Genomic DNA, 16,237 nt, shown 5'->3' on the forward strand with positions numbered 1-16,237 from the left:
ATATGAAATTTCTTGCCCCTCTTGCGTTACTCACCTTCGCAAGCTTCACGACCACGCCGCTGCTGGCCGCCGACGAAGCCCCCCAACTGACAGGCTGCGCCGCCAAGCGCCAAGCCATCAGTACCCAGATCGAACAGGCCAAGGCCCATGGCAACAGTGCCCAACAGGCCGGGCTGGAAAAAGCCCTGAGCGAGGTCACCGCCAACTGCACTGACGCATCGCTGAAGAAAGAGCGCGAAAACAAGGTGCTCGATGCCAAGCACGAAGTCAGCCGCCGTCAGGCCGACCTCGACAAGGCCATGAAAAAAGGCGATGCGGACAAGATCAACAAGCGCAAGGACAAGCTCGCCGAATCGCGCAAGGAGTTGCAGGATGCGGTGGAAGAACTCGACCAGTAAAACCGGTCAGTGGTCCCGGAACTGCTTATGGCAAGCGCTGCAGGCATCTTCGACTTTCTGCACCGCAGGTTGAAGGCTGCCGGCCTTATAGGGCTGGACGCGGCTTGCGGTCACCAATTCACCGGTGGCCGCTTCAAGGTCGCGAGCCAGTTGCTGGAATTGCGCCTGCTTTTGCCACACTTCGTCCCTGGCACTGGTGTGGTCGTCTTCACGTACGCTCGGGAAATGCTGCCAGGGTTCATGGGCCAACACGTCCAGCTTGACCGCGCCGTCGGCAAACCGGGCGCCGTCGAACGGGATACGCCCGCGCAACATGCCGCCCAGGTCTTCGCTGGTCTTGAGCATCTGCTTGAAGATCGCCTTGCGCTGGCCCAGGGGCGAATTGGGGTCAACACCGCCGCAGGCGGACAAGGCCAGGCAGGCCAGCACTACAACCGTCATATGTTTAAAAGTCATGGTGGCTCAGGGTCACGGGAAACGGCGGCCAGTATCCCCGCCTCGTCCGCAAAGACCAATAGCCCTATTAATAATAAGGGTTGCCCAACGCGATAAAGCCCGGGCAATCGCTTCAGGAATTACGTGCATGAATGACAATTGGAAACCCTGGAGCCGCCTGGTGTGGGCTCTGCCGATGATCGCGCTGCTGACCGGCTGCGACGTGGGCCAGGATGCGGGCAAAACGCCCGCCAAAGAAGAAGCTGCCCAACCCCATGCCGTTGCCACTTACGTGAGCGCTCCTTGGGAAGCGCTGCCGTCCGTTTCCGACAGCGACTTGCTCGGCGGCTTCGAATCCTGGCGCAGTGCCTGTCAGCGCCTCAAGGCCGACCCGGTCTGGGGAGCGACCTGCGCAGCGGCAGCCAGCGTACCGGGCGATGCCGTGGCGGTTCGCGGGTTTCTCAAAGAGCGTCTGGATGTATTCGGTCTGCGTTCAGCCGACAACACACCGAACGGCCTGATCACCGGCTACTACGAGCCGGTCTACCCCGGCAGCCTGACCGAAACCGCCACCGCCCATGTGCCGGTGTACGGCGTTCCGGATGATCTGATTATCGTCAACCTGGAAGCCATCTACCCTGAACTCAAGGGCAAACGCCTGCGCGGTCGCCTGGAGGGCCGCGTGCTCAAGCCGTATGACGATGCCGGCACCCTCAACAACCAGGGCTCCACCGCCAAACCGATAGCCTGGCTGACCGATCCGATGGACCTGCAGTTCCTGCAGATCCAGGGCTCCGGGCGTATTCAACTGGCCGATGGTCGTCAACTGCGCGTGGGTTATGCCGACCAGAACGGCTATCCCTATCGCCCTATCGGTCGCTGGCTGATCGAACAGGGCGAGCTGAAAAAGGAAGACGTGAGCATGGCCGCCATCAGCGCCTGGGCCAAGGCACACCCGCAACGCATTCCCGAACTGCTGGCGAGCAACCCCAGCTATGTGTTCTTCAGCGCCCGCCCCGACAGCAATGAAGGGCCGCGCGGCTCGCTGAACGTGCCCTTGACGGCGGGATACAGCGTGGCGGTGGACCGCAAGGTGATTCCGCTGGGGAGTCTGTTGTGGCTGTCCACCACCAAACCCGACGGCTCACCGATCGCCAGACCCGTCGCCGCCCAGGACACCGGCGGCGCCATCACCGGGGAAGTACGCGCAGACCTGTTCTGGGGCACAGGCGAAGCAGCAGGCGAGTTGGCGGGGAACATGAAGCAGCAGGGACAGATCTGGATGCTATGGCCCAAGGGTACGCCGCTGCCGCACGTGCCGGATGCCCCCGCTGGCACCTGACAGCCATACGTATCGACACAACGCGGTAGCACCCAACGCTAACCACGATGCGAAGCGAGTCGCCCTTGATCTTGATCTTGATCTGCTTTTGATCTCAGGCGCCCCGTTAAACCACGCTGGCCGAACGCAGGCTTGAATCCGTGGGCAACCCGGCAGGACGCCGGGTTAGCCGCCCCGCGCCATGGATGGCGCGTGGCGGCGGCCCACGGATTCAAGCCGGAGAGGGCACACCGAGCCCAAGCGAGGTGCCGAGTGGTGGGGCAAGAGCGTTTTGCTTACTTTTGCGCTTTTCAAAAGTGAGCCGCCGTCAGGGCGGAACCCTAAGCAGCCGTTACCGCAGAAACGGATATGTACTCGGTCCGACCCAACATCCCGGCCAGCCCAGAGGCCGCCATCGGGGGCAAGCCCCCTCCCACAGGGGATCTGCGCCAACCGACTGGCATTGGGGCCAGCCCCCTCCCGCAAGATTCTGCGTCAGGCTTCAGATCGAGACAAAGAAGAAACTCGCAATCAGCGCCATCCCCACAATCCACACCAGCGAACGCAACATCGCCCAGTCCGCCAGGTAGCAAATGATGTACAGCAGACGGCTGGTGATAAACAGCACCGCCAGCACATTGATCGTCACCAGCTCGGCCGTACCGGCCAGGTGGGCGATAATCACCGCCGCCGCAAAAGCCGGGGTCACTTCAAAGCTGTTGAGTTGCGCATTGTGGGCACGCTTGGCAACGCCTTCGACCGTGTCCAGGAACGCGCGCGGGTCGTGGTTATGGCGCGGCCCGAACTTGCCGCCACTGAACTTGGCCACACCCGTACACAGGTACGGCAGGAAGATTGCGATCAACACACACCAGAAAGCCACTGTCATCAGTCATTCCCTTTTAAGATTTATCAAGGCAGTCAAAGCTTCATCACCCATGTGCCGATCAGCCCCACCCACAAGCTATGAGCCGTGACCGGCCGAAAGGTTCTTTCAGGTAATTGCACTTGTTTATACTAAACACCGTCTCAACGCACGCTGTGCGCCTCTACCTCCCCGTCCCAAGGACCCCGGATGCTTGAACTTGTTGCCGCCTTCATCTGCCTCACCACCCTGCTCACCTATGTGAACTTCCGTTTTATCGGCCTGCCGCCGACCATCGGCGTGATGGTCACCGCGCTGCTGTTTTCGCTGATCCTGCAAGGCCTCAGTTTTATCGGCTATCCGGGCCTGGAAGAACGTATCCAGCAACTGATCGGCCAGATCGACTTCGGCGATTTGCTGATGAACTGGATGCTCTCGTTCCTGCTGTTCGCCGGCGCATTGCACGTCAACTTGAGCGACCTGCGCAGCTACCGCTGGCCCATCGGCCTGTTGGCGACCTTTGGCGTACTGATTGCCACCGTAGTGATCGGCAGCCTGGCGTACTACATCTTCGCCCTGTTCGGCTGGCACGTGAGCTTCCTGTATTGCCTGCTGTTTGGCGCGCTGATCTCGCCTACCGATCCGATTGCGGTATTGGGCGTGCTGCGTACCGCCAACGCTTCGAAACCGCTGAAAACCACTATCGTCGGCGAATCGCTGTTCAACGATGGCACGGCGGTGGTGGTGTTTACCGTGTTGCTGGGTATCGCGCAGTTGGGTGAAACCCCGACCGTTGGCGCCACCGCAATGCTGTTCGCCCATGAGGCGATTGGCGGCGTGGTATTCGGCGGGCTGATCGGTTACCTCGTGTACCTGATGATCAAGAGCATTGAGCAATACCAGATCGAAGTCATGCTGACCCTGGCGCTGGTGATCGGCGGCTCGGCGATGGCCACCGAACTGCACGTCTCCGCGCCGATTGCGATGGTGGTGGCCGGGCTGATCATCGGCAACCTGGGGCGCAAGTTGGCGATGAACGACATGACCCGGCGCTATCTGGACGGCTTCTGGGAATTGCTCGACGACATGCTCAACGCCCTGCTGTTTGCACTGATCGGCATGGAACTGCTGCTGTTGCCGTTCAACTGGCTGCACGTATTGGCGGCGAGCTTGCTGGCGGTGGCGATCCTGTTGTCACGCCTGCTGACCGTGGCCCCGGCGATCCTCCTGCTGCGGCGCTGGCGCAAGGTCCCGCGCGGCACCATCCGTATCCTCACCTGGGGCGGGTTGCGCGGCGGCGTCTCGGTAGCGCTGGCCCTGGCATTGCCACTGGGCCCGGAACGCGACCTGTTGCTGAGCATCACCTATATCGTGGTGCTGTCATCAATCCTGCTCCAGGGCCTGAGCATTGGCAAACTGGTCAAGCGCGTGACTCAGGGTGAACCCCAGGCCACGGCCGAAGAACGTCACTGATCTTTGCTGACCTGCTGCGGATGCCTCGGGTCCGCAGCCTTCTTGTCCGGCAAGCTGCCCTCACTGCGAATCTGCGCATGGCTGATCAACGCAAAGATAAAGCTGCCGCCGATGATATTGCCGGCCAGGGTGGGGCCGGCAAATACCAGCCAGAAGTCATGCCACGACAGTTCACCGGCAAACACCAGGTACGACACTTCCGCCGAGCCCACCACGATGTGGGTGAAATCGCCCAACGCCATCAGGTAGGTGATCAGGATGATGATCCACATCTTGGCGCTTTCCATCGACGGAATCATCCACACCATGGTGGCGATCATCCAGCCGGAGACGATGCCTTTGGCGAACATCTGGCCGGCGTCGTTTTCCATGATCTTGCGCCCGATTTCGAGGAAGGCCATGTCGGTCTTGGTGTCGAATATCGGCAGGTGCAGCATCACGTAGGCCACCAGCAGGGTGCCACACAGGTTGCCCACCAGCACCACCGCCCACAGTCGCAACAGGCGCCCGGCATTGGCCAGGGTCGGCTTGCTCATCACCGGCAACACGGCGGTGAGGGTGTTTTCGGTAAACAGTTGCTGGCGCGCGAGGATCACCGCGAGGAAACCGGCGCAATAGCCAAAGCTGGCGATGACCTTGAACGCTTCGCCGTCCGGCAGGCGTGAGTTGAGCAATCCCATGGCCATGAGAGACAAGCCCATGGTCAGGCCGGCAGCCAGCGCAGACCACCACAACGCCGCGACGCTGCGCTCCAGCTCCTGGTCGCCCTGGGTACGGATGATTTCATGCAGCACCGCGGCGCGGGGCGGCTGGTTTTTGTCTACGTCCTGCTGCTCTTCCTGCGACAGGTTGGGGGTTTTGCCTGCTTCGTCGGTGGCCATGATTATCCGGAGTCCAAGGGGGGGCGTGTAGCTACGACACGCGGCCACCGTGGCTGTTCAGTGGCCAGGCAACTAAACCGGAATCCTCCAGGCGTTGACCATCTGCACCGTGGTCGAACTGAACGCTTTATCCCACGGTTTATTACGTGATTTGTAATTGTCGCCGAGGGTGTCGAGCACACGGTTGAACTCGGTGGGCGTGGCTGCCCACGCCAAGTCTTGCGCCGTACGATGGAGCAGTTCGACATTGGCCTCGGGTTGGCCTGGCCTGAACAACGAAGGGTAGATCACCTCCCGGGTGAAGTTATCTGCTTTCATCGCGATATCGCGCACGCCCATCTCGGCGACCGCGTGGCCGATGACCTTGGACGCCGGCGGTGAACCGGTGGCGATCTGCCTGGCCGCCACTTGCAGCAATTGCTGAAAGTTGCGCTGGCTTGCCACGTTAAGGCGCCGCGCCAACCAGTCGACCTGTTCAGGCCGTTGGGCCAACGCGTCCAGGTTACGCATGCCCGAAAAAATACCGGCCGTGAATGTCAGCGTGTCCTGTGCCTTATTCGCTTCGGTGATTGCCTCATCCAAGGCGTGCAACGCCTGCTGCGCGTTGTTTCTAAACGTCAGCACATCCGCAGCGGCCGGATCGTTTTGCAGCGCCGGTTGTACGCCGGCAAGCAATCGATCATCCATGGCCAGCACGGCCTCATCCAGTGACTGGAAGGCATGGTGCTCAAGCGCCGTGCAGCGACGTTCCAGATGCGTCTCTACCGCCTGACGTGCCTTGGCCTGCAAATGTTGCTTTTGCCCGTCCTGCATCGTGAAGTTGACGGTGCCGCCGAGCAGGCCTCGAAAATCACCTTTTTCGGTCTTCAGCGGCAACGTGACGACTTGATCGGCAAACGCTTCGAGCTTTTTTTCCTGGAAAGCTTCAGCGGCCGAATGCGCAACACCTGTGATGCGATCAGCCACGCTGCTGAGAAAGCTGCCACTTCGCGCCGGTGTCTCACTCGCGCTGGGCTCAAACTTGACGATCAACGCTTCAGATTTGTTCAAGGGGCTGTCAGGAAATGACCTCTGCACCACACCCGGCGCCGGGGTATTGAGCAATAAGCCGCCGTCCTTGAACGCGGTGATTTCACCCGACACCTGGAAGTCATGACCTTGTTCTACGGGACTTTTGAACACCACCGGCAAGGAGCCGGAAATATGCGCCGCTCGGGCGATGTCCATCTGCGGGGTCAAACGGGCATTGAACACCACCAACTGCGGGCGGCCAGCAAACATACCGGTGCCGGTGATGCTCAGTTGCTTGATCGCGGGGATATGCCGGTTCAATACCTCAAGGTCACCGAAGGTCGGTGCGCCGCCGGCACTCAATTTGTCGGCAATCTTCATCACTTCAGCGAGCCGGGTTTCCCGAGGGCTTTGCGCGATATGCGCAAGCAGCGACCGGCGCGACTCATTACGAATCATCTCTTCGAGAGGACAGGCTTCGGTTTGCAGACGCGGCAACAATGTCACCAACAGCTGGGACACATTGCCGACGGCGCCAGGCAACCGGCCGATGAGTTTGCCGAATGCGGCACTGGCGTCCTGCATCCACGCCGTCACGGCATCCCTGCTATTGAGCAGACTCGGCAGATCAATGCTATCGGACAACTTATCGAATGCTTCCGCCCCCATGCCACTGGCAATCAAGGCCGCCGAAATCGCGCCGGCGGATGAGCCGCAGGCCAGTTGGATACCTTGCAGCTTTCCGGTGTGCGCAAGGGCCTGCAACACCCCCGAAAAAGCGATGCCCTTGGCCCCGCCGCCACTGAGCACAAGGCTCGTGGCAGGCGCAGCCGATAAAATCACTTCGACCCGCCCCAGGTTATCGCGCCGAAGCGTCACGTTGCGTTCGCCCACCCCTTCCAGCAGAGGCGTCTTCGCGCTGGCCGTGGCCGCAGACTGAACCTCTTTATCCAACGAGTGCTGAATCCGGGCACTTGAACTGAACACTTTCATACACAGGCTCTTCCTAAGGTGTGAGCCTGAGTAGTGATGAAAGCGCCTCAGGATGATCCCTGCGGAATGATTTGGTAAAGCAAATCACACCGCTACGTCGTCACTCGGACAGACTGTCTTCCTTGAACTGATCCTTCACGTATCTGATTTCAGTGCGGCCATGGGGCGCCGGCAGGCCGTCTTCACCGAGGTTGACGAAGACCATTTTCTCTACGGTCAGGATGCTCTTGCGGGTGATCTTGTTGCGCACTTCACAGGTGAGGGTGATGGAGGTACGCCCGAACTCGGTGGCGGTGATGCCCAGCTCGATGATGTCACCCTGGCGCGAGGCGCTGACGAAGTTGATTTCGGAAATGTACTTGGTCACCACGCGCTGATTGCCCAGTTGCACGATGGCATAGATGGCCGCTTCTTCGTCGATCCAGCGCAGCAGGCTGCCACCGAACAGGGTGCCATTGGGGTTGAGGTCTTCGGGTTTTACCCATTTGCGGGTGTGGAAGTTCATGGTCACTCCAGAGCGTGTTGCGAAATGATGGGCAACATCATGGCAGAGCCCGGGGCCAAGCTCTATGAGCCGTTGACTATCACCCCCATGAGCGATCTTCATGCCGCCGACAGAAAGGCTTGGGAAGTGCCGCATACACGGCTATAATCGCCCCCGTTTCAAAACGGTCATCTTCAGTTGATACCGTTCTCCCGCCACCTGTCCGAGGGGCGCTGCAGCAGGCTTGGCCTGTCAGGCTCGGATGGGGCGTTGTCCGGCCTGGTCTTGCAGCTGGATACTAAACGCACAACGGCGCCCATTCGCACACTACGAATGGAGGCTCTTCATGAGCGCTGTCAACACGCCTGCAGATTTCACCGACTACAAAGTCGCCGACATGTCCCTCGCCGCCTGGGGCCGTCGCGAAACCTTTATCGCCGAATCCGAAATGCCAGCCCTGATGGGCCTGCGTCGCAAGTACGCCGCTGAGCAGCCGCTCAAGGGCGCGAAGATTCTCGGCTGCATCCACATGACCATCCAGACCGCCGTGCTGATCGAAACCCTGGTTGCCCTGGGTGCCGAAGTGCGTTGGTCGTCGTGCAACATCTTCTCGACTCAGGACCAGGCCGCTGCCGCCATCGCCGCCGCCGGTATCCCGGTATTTGCCTGGAAAGGCGAGACCGAAGAAGAGTACGAGTGGTGCCTGGAGCAAACCATCCTCAAGGATGGCGCGCCTTGGGATGCCAACATGATCCTCGACGACGGCGGCGACCTGACCGAGCTGCTGCACAAGAAATACCCGCAGATCCTCGACCGCGTCCACGGCGTGACCGAAGAAACCACCACCGGCGTGCACCGTCTGCTGGACATGCTGGCCAAGGGCGAGCTGAAAATCCCGGCCATCAACGTCAACGACTCGGTGACCAAGAGCAAGAACGACAACAAGTACGGCTGCCGTCACAGCCTGAACGATGCGATCAAGCGCGGCACCGACCACCTGCTGTCGGGCAAGCAAGCCCTGGTGATCGGTTACGGTGACGTGGGCAAGGGTTCGTCCCAGTCCCTGCGCCAGGAAGGCATGATCGTCAAGGTGTCCGAAGTTGACCCGATCTGCGCCATGCAAGCCTGCATGGACGGTTTCGAAGTGGTGTCGCCGTTCATCGACGGCGTCAACGACGGCACCGAAGCAAGCATCGACAAGGCCCTGCTGGGCAAGATCGACCTGATCGTCACCACTACCGGTAACGTGAATGTCTGTGACGCGAACATGCTCAAGGCCCTGAAGAAACGCGCAGTGGTCTGCAACATCGGTCACTTCGATAACGAGATCGACACGGCTTTCATGCGCAAGCACTGGGCATGGGAAGAAGTGAAACCACAGGTACACAAGGTTCACCGTACCGGCGCGGGTGATTTCGACCCGCAGAACGATGATTACCTGATCCTGCTGGCTGAAGGCCGCCTGGTTAACCTGGGTAACGCGACCGGCCACCCAAGCCGCATCATGGACGGCTCGTTCGCCAACCAGGTGCTGGCGCAGATCTTCCTGTTCCAGCAGAAGTACGCCGACCTGTCGCCGGCCCAGAAAGCCGAGCGCCTGACCGTGGAAGTATTGCCCAAGAAACTCGACGAAGAAGTGGCTCTCGAAATGGTCCGCGGCTTCGGCGGCGTGGTGACCCAACTGACCAAGACCCAGGCCGACTACATCGGCGTGACCGTTGAAGGCCCGTTCAAGCCGCACGCTTATCGTTACTGATACACCTGCTGCCCGCTCTCCCTGTGGGGAGCGGGCTTTAAATGTGGGAGGGGGCTTGCCCCCGATAGCGCAATGCCAGTTAACAAATATGTCGACTGACACACCCTCATCGGGGGCAAGCCCCCTCCCACATTAAATCGGTGCATGACTTCCGGTATCTGAGTTTATAGGTTTATTACCATGTCCCAAGACCGTCGCTACAGCTTCGAGTTCTTCCCGACCAAGACCGATGCTGGGCATGAAAAATTGATGGCCACCGCCAAGGTGCTGGCCAGCTACAACCCCGACTTCTTCTCCTGCACTTACGGCGCCGGCGGTTCGACCCGTGACCGCACGATCAACACCGTGTTGCAGCTGGAAAGTGAAGTCAACGTTCCCGCCGCTCCGCACTTGTCGTGCGTGGGCGACAGCAAAGCCGACCTGCGCGGCCTGCTGACCCAATACAAGGCCGCCGGCATCAAGCGCATTGTGGCCCTGCGTGGCGACCTGCCGTCCGGCATGGGCATGGCCAGCGGTGAGCTGCGCTACGCCAACGACCTGGTGAGCTTCATCCGCGAAGAAAGCGGCGATCACTTCCATGTCGAAGTGGCGGCTTATCCGGAGATGCACCCCCAGGCGCGCAATTTCGAAGACGATCTCAAGAACTTCGTGCGCAAGGCCAATGCCGGCGCCAACAGCGCGATCACCCAGTACTTCTTCAACGCCGACAGCTATTTCTACTTCGTCGAACGTGTACTGGCCATGGGGGTGAACATCCCGATCGTGCCGGGCATCATGCCGATCACCAACTACAGCAAGCTGGCGCGCTTCTCCGACGCCTGCGGTGCCGAGATTCCACGCTGGGTGCGCAAGCAGCTGGAAGCCTATGGCGACGACGTCAAAAGCATCCAGGCGTTCGGTGAGCAGGTCATCACCGAGATGTGTGAGCAATTGTTGCAAGGTGGCGCGCCAGGGTTGCACTTCTATACCCTGAACCAGGCTGAACCCAGCCTGGCCATCTGGAACAACCTCAAGCTGCCACGCTAAGGCTTGTCCGATGGTGCCAAGGCCCTCGTTCAGACGAGGGCCTTTGTCGTTTTACGTTGTTGCTTTATGTACCCCAAGGAACCCCGCAGTCCATGAATACAGTGTCTTCCACTTCCCGTCCGCAGCTGGTCTACCTGGTCTTCGGCGCCGAGACCTACCATCAGGAAGCGGTATTCAGCATCGCCAGCGCGTTGGCCTTCCTGCAGGACGCTCCCGATGCGGCCGTGGACATCCAGGTATTCAGCGACAACCCCGAACCCTATCGCCTGCTGCCGGTAAGCGTGCGCCCACTGGACGAAGCCACCCGCAAACGCTGGAGCGAACCTCACGGTTATCACTTTCGCACCAAGCACGTGGTGCTGCGCCAGGTGCTGCAGGAATCGCCGGTGGCGCTGCTGATCGACACCGACACGTTTTTTCACCGCTCGCCCATGGCCCTGTTCGAGCGCGTGCGGCCCGGCACCCTGCTGTGCAACGCCTTCTACACCAAGTACGGCGATAACCACGAAAGCATTCTCTACACCGCGCTTTACAAGCGCCTGCTCGATATGGGCGTGGCCGACGATGACATGATGACCCTCAACTCCGGCGTGATGGGCCTGACCCAGCAGGACGCGCACATTCTCGACCGCTCCATCGAGTTGATGGATGAGCTGTTTCCCCACGCCCAGGGTGCCTACACCCTGGAAGAGTTCTGCCTCTCCATTGCGGCCTATCGCACCGTCAACGTGCGCGAGTGCCCGGACCTGATCCACCATTACTGGAGCCGCAAGCAGCTGTTCCGCGCCAAGGTCAAGGCCTGGATCGCCAAGCACGCCGCTGCGCCCACCAGCGCGCTGGCCCTGGCCGACACCCGTCAGGTCTCCGCGCACCTGCCGCGCCCGCCGCGTTTGCAGCGCATGCTGTACAAGCTGATTACCCTGCTGCTGCCCAGGCACCAGCAGCAGTTCATTCGCGAAATCCTCTACGGTTGCTACGAACACGAAAACGAGTTCGACCAGGCCTGTGGCCCGGTTTGGTGGGACAAGGCGCGACAAAACCAGGAAGAACGCCAGAAGCGTCCGATTGACGCGCACCAGCTCGAACACTGGTTCGCCAACCCGGTGGTGCGCCTGATTCTCGGCGAGCGGCGCGCCGCGATCCACGCCCACCTGATGGACGCGCCAGCAAACTAAGGCCGCCCGCCAAAGCGCGTGCCAGAGCTTCTCTTTATGCCGGGAGCGACGTAACCTCAGGCAATGCCTGTCATTTTGAAGTTGCTGATTGCTGCGCTATTGACTTGCCTGAGCCTGGCCGCTCATGGCGAGAAATTGCGCATTGTCACCGAACCATGGGCGCCCTACGTCTACGACGACAACGGCAACATGCGTGGCCTGGACTATGAAACCACGGTGATCGTGTTCCAGCGCCTCGGTGTGGATGTGCAATGGCAGTTCCTGCCCTGGAAGCGCTGCCTGGCCATGCTTGAACAAGGCCATGCCGACGGCGCACTGGATATTTTCCACAGCCACGAGCGCGACGCCATGCTGCTCTACCCCGGCGAACCCTTGTCGCAAGTCGAGTTCGTGCTGTTCTACGCCAACGAACGTCCCCACCCCGCCAACACCCTCGACGACCTGCGCGGCCTGACCGTGGGCGTCTCGCCCGGCTACCTGTATGGCGAAGCATTCAGTGCGTCCGATGCCTTCGCCCGTGAACCCGCCCCCAGCCATGAAGCCAACTTCGGCAAGCTCATGCTGGGGCGCATCGACATGGTGGTCACTGACCGACGCGTGGGCCAGCATGTGATCAAGGCGTTGGGTCTGGAAGACAAGGTCAGCCAGGCACCGTTGGTAATCAGCCGCCAGCCGCAGTTTCTTGCCGTACGCCGTGGCGCGGGCATGGATTTGCTGGTCCAGCGCTTTGCCGCCGAGCTCAGGCGCTTCAAGCAAGAACCGGCCTACGCCGCCTTGAGCGCCAAATACGGCGGTATCTCTGCGCAAAAAGCCCCGATCAGCGCGTCCGAATACACCGTTGAGCAGCAGGAAAGCAGCGCACAGTGATTGCTCTGTTATACTCCGGCCTTTCCGCCAGGCTTACGCCCGGCCGCTCGGGTCTTGAAAAAGGCACCCAACCCCGCTACAGCGCAGCTTTGCAGCCCGCGCGAGCCGGTGGAGTGCCCGCCAGACACAGCAGGACCGGACGGGATTACGCTCCCCTAAGCGCCATTCACGCCCGGCAAGATTATCCCTTTGGGCCAAGCCCTAACTAAAACAGGATTACTCATGTCCTTTGCTTCCCTCGGTCTCTCCGAGGCTTTAGTCCGCGCCATCGAGGCAGCGGGCTATACCGAGCCTACTCCGGTGCAACAGCGGGCCATTCCCGCCGTGTTGCAAGGTCGCGACCTGATGGTTGCGGCGCAGACAGGTACCGGTAAAACCGGTGGTTTCGCCCTCCCGATTCTGGAGCGGTTGTTCCCCAACGGTCACCCGGACAAATCCCAGCGTCACGGCCCGCGCCAACCACGCGTACTGGTCCTGACCCCCACCCGCGAACTCGCCGCCCAAGTGCACGACAGCTTCAAGCTGTATGCCCGCGACTTGAAGTTCGTCAGCGCCTGCATCTTCGGCGGCGTCGGCATGAACCCTCAGGTTCAGGCCATGTCCCGTGGTGTCGACGTGCTGGTGGCATGCCCGGGTCGTTTGCTCGACCTGTGCGGCCAGGGCAGCGTCGATTTGTCCCACGTGGAAATCCTCGTGCTGGACGAAGCCGACCGCATGCTCGACATGGGCTTTGTCCATGACGTGAAAAAAGTGCTCGCCCGCCTGCCGGCCAAACGTCAGAACCTGCTGTTCTCGGCAACGTTCTCCCAGGACATCACTGCCCTGGCCGGCAAGTTGCTGCACAACCCGGAGCGCATCGAAGTCACGCCGCCCAACACCACGGTCGAGCGCATCGAACAACGCGTCTTCCGCCTGGCCGCCAGCCACAAGCGCTCGCTGCTGGCGCACCTGATCACCCACGGCGCGTGGGAACAGGTGCTGGTGTTCACCCGCACCAAGCACGGCGCCAACCGCCTGGCCGAGTACCTGGACAAGCATGGCCTCACCGCCGTTGCCATCCACGGTAACAAGAGCCAGAACGCACGCACCAAGGCCCTGGCTGACTTCAAGGCCGGTTCCGTACGCATCCTGGTCGCCACCGATATCGCCGCCCGCGGCCTGGACATCGACCAACTGCCGCACGTGGTCAACTTCGAGCTGCCCAACGTCGATGAAGACTACGTGCACCGTATCGGCCGCACAGGCCGTGCCGGTCGTTCGGGCGAGGCCATTTCCCTGGTCGCGCCGGACGAAGAAAAACTGCTCAAAAGCATCGAGCGCATGACCAAGCAGAAAATCGCCGACGGCGACCTGATGGGCTTCGATGCCAGCACCGTGGAGGCCGAAAAGCCAGAAGCGCGCGAGCGTCCGGACGTGCGTAACCCACGCAACCCACGCGGTCCGAAGGGCGATGGCCCGAACGGCGGCGGTGGTGGCGGTGGCCGTCGCGACAAGGGCAAGGACAAAGGCAAGGAAAAAACCGCGACCAGCAGCCGTGGCGAACGTCCGGCCCGCGAGCAGAAGCCACGTGAAGGCACTCCGGCCCGCGAACAGCGCCAGCCGAGCCAGCCGCCACGTGCTGCAGCCGATCGTGCTCCGGACGAATTCCTCGACGACGATGTGGATAACTTCGGTAACCGCGTCGACTACGTGCCACAGGCCAAGCCTGCACAAGGCCGTGGCCGTCGCCCAGGTGCCCCGGCACAAGGCGCAGGCGCAGCCGCTCCACGTGGCGGCCAGCCACAGGGCGCTCGTCAGAATGGCCCGCGCAACAGCAGCGGCGGCACCACCGGTACGCCGCCGGCCAAGCGCAGCGGCCCGCGTAACGGTGCACCGCGTGACGGTCAGGCCCGTCGCGAAGACTCGCGCAGCAACAACCGCCGCCCGGCCCGTGACGAGCAGCCACGTTCGTCCGAGCCAGCAGTGCAAAACCCGCGCGGCGGCCCGGCGCCGAAGATTATCCACAAGGAGTCGAAAGCGGATCGCTTCCCGACACCCGAGCAGTTGGATCAACTGCCTGGCCGTCCTCGTGGTGAGAAACCAGCGCTGCTGACCCGCAACCGCTGAGTTTGAAAGCGCCATAAAAAATGCCCCGCCTCTTTCGAGACGGGGCATTTTTTTTGCTTTTAAACTGTAGGAGCGAGCTTGCTCGCGAAGAACTTACAGACACCGCGTACATCCAGGTTTCACGCGTCATCGTTGACGTTTTCGCGAGCAAGCTCGCTCCTACATACCAAGCATTACTTCTGCTTCACGCCTTCCAGCGTGATGTCCAGGTCGACAGTCTGCGAAGTCGGGCCTGGGCCTTTCACGCCGAAGTCGTTCAGGTCGATCGTGGTCTTGGCATTGAAGCCGGCACGTTCGCCGCCCCATGGATCCTTGCCTTCACCGTTGAAGGTGGCCTTGAAGGTCACCGGCTTGGTCACGCCGTGGAAGGTCAGGTCGCCGGTCACGTCAGCGGTCTTTTCGCCGGTGGGTTTAACGGCGGTGGACACGAACTTGGCGTCGGCAAACTTGGCCACGTCGATGAAGTCTTTGCTGGCGATGTGCTTGTCACGTTCAGCGTGGTTGGACCACAGGCTGGCGGTTTTCACGTCGACGGCGATTTTGCTGGCTTCAGGCTTGGCCGCGTCCCAGCTGAAAGTGCCATCCCAGTCCTTGAAGGTACCGTGGATGTAGCTGTAGCCCAGATGGCTGATTTTCCAGTCGATGAAGGCGTGCTGGCCTTCCTTGTCGATCTTGTAGTCAGCAGCCATTACCTGACCGGCAGACAACAGGGCAGTACCGATTGCCAGAGCGGCGAGTGTCTTCTTCAACATGTTTTCTATTCCTTGTGAGTCGAGGTTGAACATCAGGCTTTGCGCCCCAGCATTCGCGTCAGGGTCGCATCACGATCGATAAAATGGTGTTTCAGTGCCGCCACGCCGTGCAAGCCGGCGAACACCACCAGCACCCAGGCCAGGTACAAATGCACCCAGCCGGCGGTATCTGCCTGGTCCGGTAGACCGGAAACCACGGCAGGAATTTCAAACAGACCAAACACCGGGATACCGACACCGTCTGCGGTGGAAATCAGGTAACCGGCAATCATCACGGCAAACAACCCGAGATACAGGAACGCGTGACCAAAAGCAGCGCCGATGCGGGTCAAGCGACTGTAGCTGGCCAACGGCGGCGGCGGCGGGCTGACCAGGCGCCAGACAATACGTACCAGCATGATGGCGAACAGCGTGATGCCAATGCTCTTGTGCAGGTCCGGCGCGTCTTTGCGCCAGGCGCTGTAGTAATCGAGGCCGACCATCCAGAGGCCCAGGGCGAACAATCCAAACACCACCAGGGCCACGCCCCAGTGCAGAACCATGCTGACCCAACCATAGCGGGCCGGTGAGTTGCGTAACTGCATGTACTTAATCCCGTAAGAACTGTGCCCAAGACTAGCGCTTTATCTATCGAATTAAAGCGGAAAATTTCGCTTCGAAATATCGAGAAAGGCGATCTGAAGGCTATGCATCA

At 60.9% G+C, this 16,237-nt stretch carries 15 protein-coding genes and 1 riboswitch; of the genes, 8 read left to right on the forward strand and 7 right to left on the reverse strand.

What is annotated here, in order from left to right; genetic code table 11:
• The first annotated feature begins 2 nt into the window (after positions 1 to 2).
• Complete coding sequence (locus BOP93_RS25095; RefSeq protein ID WP_065892426.1) at positions 3 to 398, forward strand: DUF1090 domain-containing protein; 396 nt, start codon at positions 3 to 5, stop codon at positions 396 to 398.
• A 6-nt stretch (positions 399 to 404) separates the two neighbouring features.
• Here BOP93_RS25095 and BOP93_RS25100 read toward each other — a convergent pair whose 3' ends face one another.
• Positions 405 to 854, reverse strand: a complete 450-nt coding sequence (locus BOP93_RS25100; protein ID WP_065892425.1) for a c-type cytochrome — start codon at positions 852 to 854, stop codon at positions 405 to 407.
• A 127-nt stretch (positions 855 to 981) separates the two neighbouring features.
• Here BOP93_RS25100 and mltA point away from each other — a divergent pair, with 127 nt between their 5' ends.
• Positions 982 to 2,175, forward strand: coding sequence for a murein transglycosylase A (gene mltA / locus BOP93_RS25105; protein ID WP_104504989.1), 1,194 nt, complete (start codon positions 982 to 984; stop codon positions 2,173 to 2,175).
• Between the two features lie 481 nt (positions 2,176 to 2,656).
• On the opposite strand, the gene BOP93_RS25115 is transcribed toward mltA, so the two are convergent.
• On the reverse strand, positions 2,657 to 3,043 hold the full coding sequence (locus BOP93_RS25115; RefSeq protein WP_065885395.1) for an MAPEG family protein: 387 nt from the start codon (positions 3,041 to 3,043) through the stop codon (positions 2,657 to 2,659).
• Between the two features lie 186 nt (positions 3,044 to 3,229).
• On the opposite strand from BOP93_RS25115, the gene BOP93_RS25120 reads away from it, so the two are divergent.
• Positions 3,230 to 4,492, forward strand: a complete 1,263-nt coding sequence (locus tag BOP93_RS25120) for a cation:proton antiporter (RefSeq protein WP_104504990.1) — start codon at positions 3,230 to 3,232, stop codon at positions 4,490 to 4,492.
• On the opposite strand, the gene BOP93_RS25125 is transcribed toward BOP93_RS25120, so the two are convergent.
• The 3 genes from BOP93_RS25125 to BOP93_RS25135 all read right to left on the reverse strand — a co-directional run bounded on the left by BOP93_RS25125 (position 4,486) and on the right by BOP93_RS25135 (position 7,882).
• Complete coding sequence (locus BOP93_RS25125; protein ID WP_104504991.1) at positions 4,486 to 5,373, reverse strand: formate/nitrite transporter family protein; 888 nt, start codon at positions 5,371 to 5,373, stop codon at positions 4,486 to 4,488. The genes BOP93_RS25120 and BOP93_RS25125 overlap by 7 nt on opposite strands.
• Positions 5,374 to 5,445: 72 nt before the next feature.
• On the reverse strand, positions 5,446 to 7,377 hold the full coding sequence (locus tag BOP93_RS25130; protein WP_104504992.1) for a patatin-like phospholipase family protein: 1,932 nt from the start codon (positions 7,375 to 7,377) through the stop codon (positions 5,446 to 5,448).
• A 100-nt stretch (positions 7,378 to 7,477) separates the two neighbouring features.
• Positions 7,478 to 7,882, reverse strand: a complete 405-nt coding sequence (locus BOP93_RS25135) for an acyl-CoA thioesterase (protein WP_065885391.1) — start codon at positions 7,880 to 7,882, stop codon at positions 7,478 to 7,480.
• A gap of 198 nt (positions 7,883 to 8,080) precedes the next feature.
• A riboswitch (S-adenosyl-L-homocysteine riboswitch) is annotated at positions 8,081 to 8,186 on the forward strand.
• Between the two features lie 21 nt (positions 8,187 to 8,207).
• On the opposite strand from BOP93_RS25135, the gene ahcY reads away from it, so the two are divergent.
• The 5 genes from ahcY (at position 8,208) to BOP93_RS25160 (ending at position 14,791) form a co-directional block, all read left to right on the forward strand.
• Entirely contained in the window at positions 8,208 to 9,617 is a 1,410-nt protein-coding gene (gene ahcY / locus BOP93_RS25140) for an adenosylhomocysteinase (RefSeq protein WP_104504993.1), read from the forward strand.
• A gap of 180 nt (positions 9,618 to 9,797) precedes the next feature.
• Positions 9,798 to 10,643 carry a methylenetetrahydrofolate reductase [NAD(P)H] gene (gene metF, locus BOP93_RS25145; protein WP_104504994.1) on the forward strand — a complete coding sequence of 282 codons (846 nt, stop codon included), beginning with the start codon at positions 9,798 to 9,800 and terminating at the stop codon, positions 10,641 to 10,643.
• Between the two features lie 92 nt (positions 10,644 to 10,735).
• Positions 10,736 to 11,818 carry a hypothetical protein gene (locus BOP93_RS25150; RefSeq protein ID WP_104504995.1) on the forward strand — a complete coding sequence of 361 codons (1,083 nt, stop codon included), beginning with the start codon at positions 10,736 to 10,738 and terminating at the stop codon, positions 11,816 to 11,818.
• A gap of 63 nt (positions 11,819 to 11,881) precedes the next feature.
• Complete coding sequence (locus tag BOP93_RS25155) at positions 11,882 to 12,685, forward strand: substrate-binding periplasmic protein (RefSeq protein ID WP_104504996.1); 804 nt, start codon at positions 11,882 to 11,884, stop codon at positions 12,683 to 12,685.
• Between the two features lie 222 nt (positions 12,686 to 12,907).
• Positions 12,908 to 14,791 carry a DEAD/DEAH box helicase gene (locus tag BOP93_RS25160; protein WP_065885386.1) on the forward strand — a complete coding sequence of 628 codons (1,884 nt, stop codon included), beginning with the start codon at positions 12,908 to 12,910 and terminating at the stop codon, positions 14,789 to 14,791.
• A gap of 173 nt (positions 14,792 to 14,964) precedes the next feature.
• On the opposite strand, the gene BOP93_RS25165 is transcribed toward BOP93_RS25160, so the two are convergent.
• Both BOP93_RS25165 and BOP93_RS25170 read right to left on the reverse strand, forming a co-directional pair.
• Entirely contained in the window at positions 14,965 to 15,543 is a 579-nt protein-coding gene (locus BOP93_RS25165; protein ID WP_104504997.1) for a YceI family protein, read from the reverse strand.
• A 32-nt stretch (positions 15,544 to 15,575) separates the two neighbouring features.
• Positions 15,576 to 16,127 carry a cytochrome b gene (locus tag BOP93_RS25170; RefSeq protein ID WP_005792225.1) on the reverse strand — a complete coding sequence of 184 codons (552 nt, stop codon included), beginning with the start codon at positions 16,125 to 16,127 and terminating at the stop codon, positions 15,576 to 15,578.
• Positions 16,128 to 16,237: the final 110 nt, after the last annotated feature.

It is taken from the genome of Pseudomonas orientalis, assembly GCF_002934065.1.
Lineage (GTDB): Bacteria > Pseudomonadota > Gammaproteobacteria > Pseudomonadales > Pseudomonadaceae > Aquipseudomonas > Aquipseudomonas orientalis_A.

Coding starts and splice junctions, on each gene's coding strand:
- metF (WP_104504994.1), top strand. CDS start 9,798: ATGTCCCAAGACCGTCGCTACAGCTTCGAGTTCTTCCCGACCAAGACC.
- mltA (WP_104504989.1), top strand. CDS start 982: ATGAATGACAATTGGAAACCCTGGAGCCGCCTGGTGTGGGCTCTGCCG.
- BOP93_RS25150 (WP_104504995.1), top strand. CDS start 10,736: ATGAATACAGTGTCTTCCACTTCCCGTCCGCAGCTGGTCTACCTGGTC.
- BOP93_RS25160 (WP_065885386.1), top strand. CDS start 12,908: ATGTCCTTTGCTTCCCTCGGTCTCTCCGAGGCTTTAGTCCGCGCCATC.
- BOP93_RS25155 (WP_104504996.1), top strand. CDS start 11,882: ATGCCTGTCATTTTGAAGTTGCTGATTGCTGCGCTATTGACTTGCCTG.
- BOP93_RS25115 (WP_065885395.1), bottom strand. CDS start 3,043: ATGACAGTGGCTTTCTGGTGTGTGTTGATCGCAATCTTCCTGCCGTAC.
- BOP93_RS25165 (WP_104504997.1), bottom strand. CDS start 15,543: ATGTTGAAGAAGACACTCGCCGCTCTGGCAATCGGTACTGCCCTGTTG.
- BOP93_RS25130 (WP_104504992.1), bottom strand. CDS start 7,377: ATGAAAGTGTTCAGTTCAAGTGCCCGGATTCAGCACTCGTTGGATAAA.
- BOP93_RS25125 (WP_104504991.1), bottom strand. CDS start 5,373: ATGGCCACCGACGAAGCAGGCAAAACCCCCAACCTGTCGCAGGAAGAG.
- BOP93_RS25135 (WP_065885391.1), bottom strand. CDS start 7,882: ATGAACTTCCACACCCGCAAATGGGTAAAACCCGAAGACCTCAACCCC.
- BOP93_RS25170 (WP_005792225.1), bottom strand. CDS start 16,127: ATGCAGTTACGCAACTCACCGGCCCGCTATGGTTGGGTCAGCATGGTT.
- BOP93_RS25120 (WP_104504990.1), top strand. CDS start 3,230: ATGCTTGAACTTGTTGCCGCCTTCATCTGCCTCACCACCCTGCTCACC.
- BOP93_RS25100 (WP_065892425.1), bottom strand. CDS start 854: ATGACTTTTAAACATATGACGGTTGTAGTGCTGGCCTGCCTGGCCTTG.
- BOP93_RS25095 (WP_065892426.1), top strand. CDS start 3: ATGAAATTTCTTGCCCCTCTTGCGTTACTCACCTTCGCAAGCTTCACG.
- ahcY (WP_104504993.1), top strand. CDS start 8,208: ATGAGCGCTGTCAACACGCCTGCAGATTTCACCGACTACAAAGTCGCC.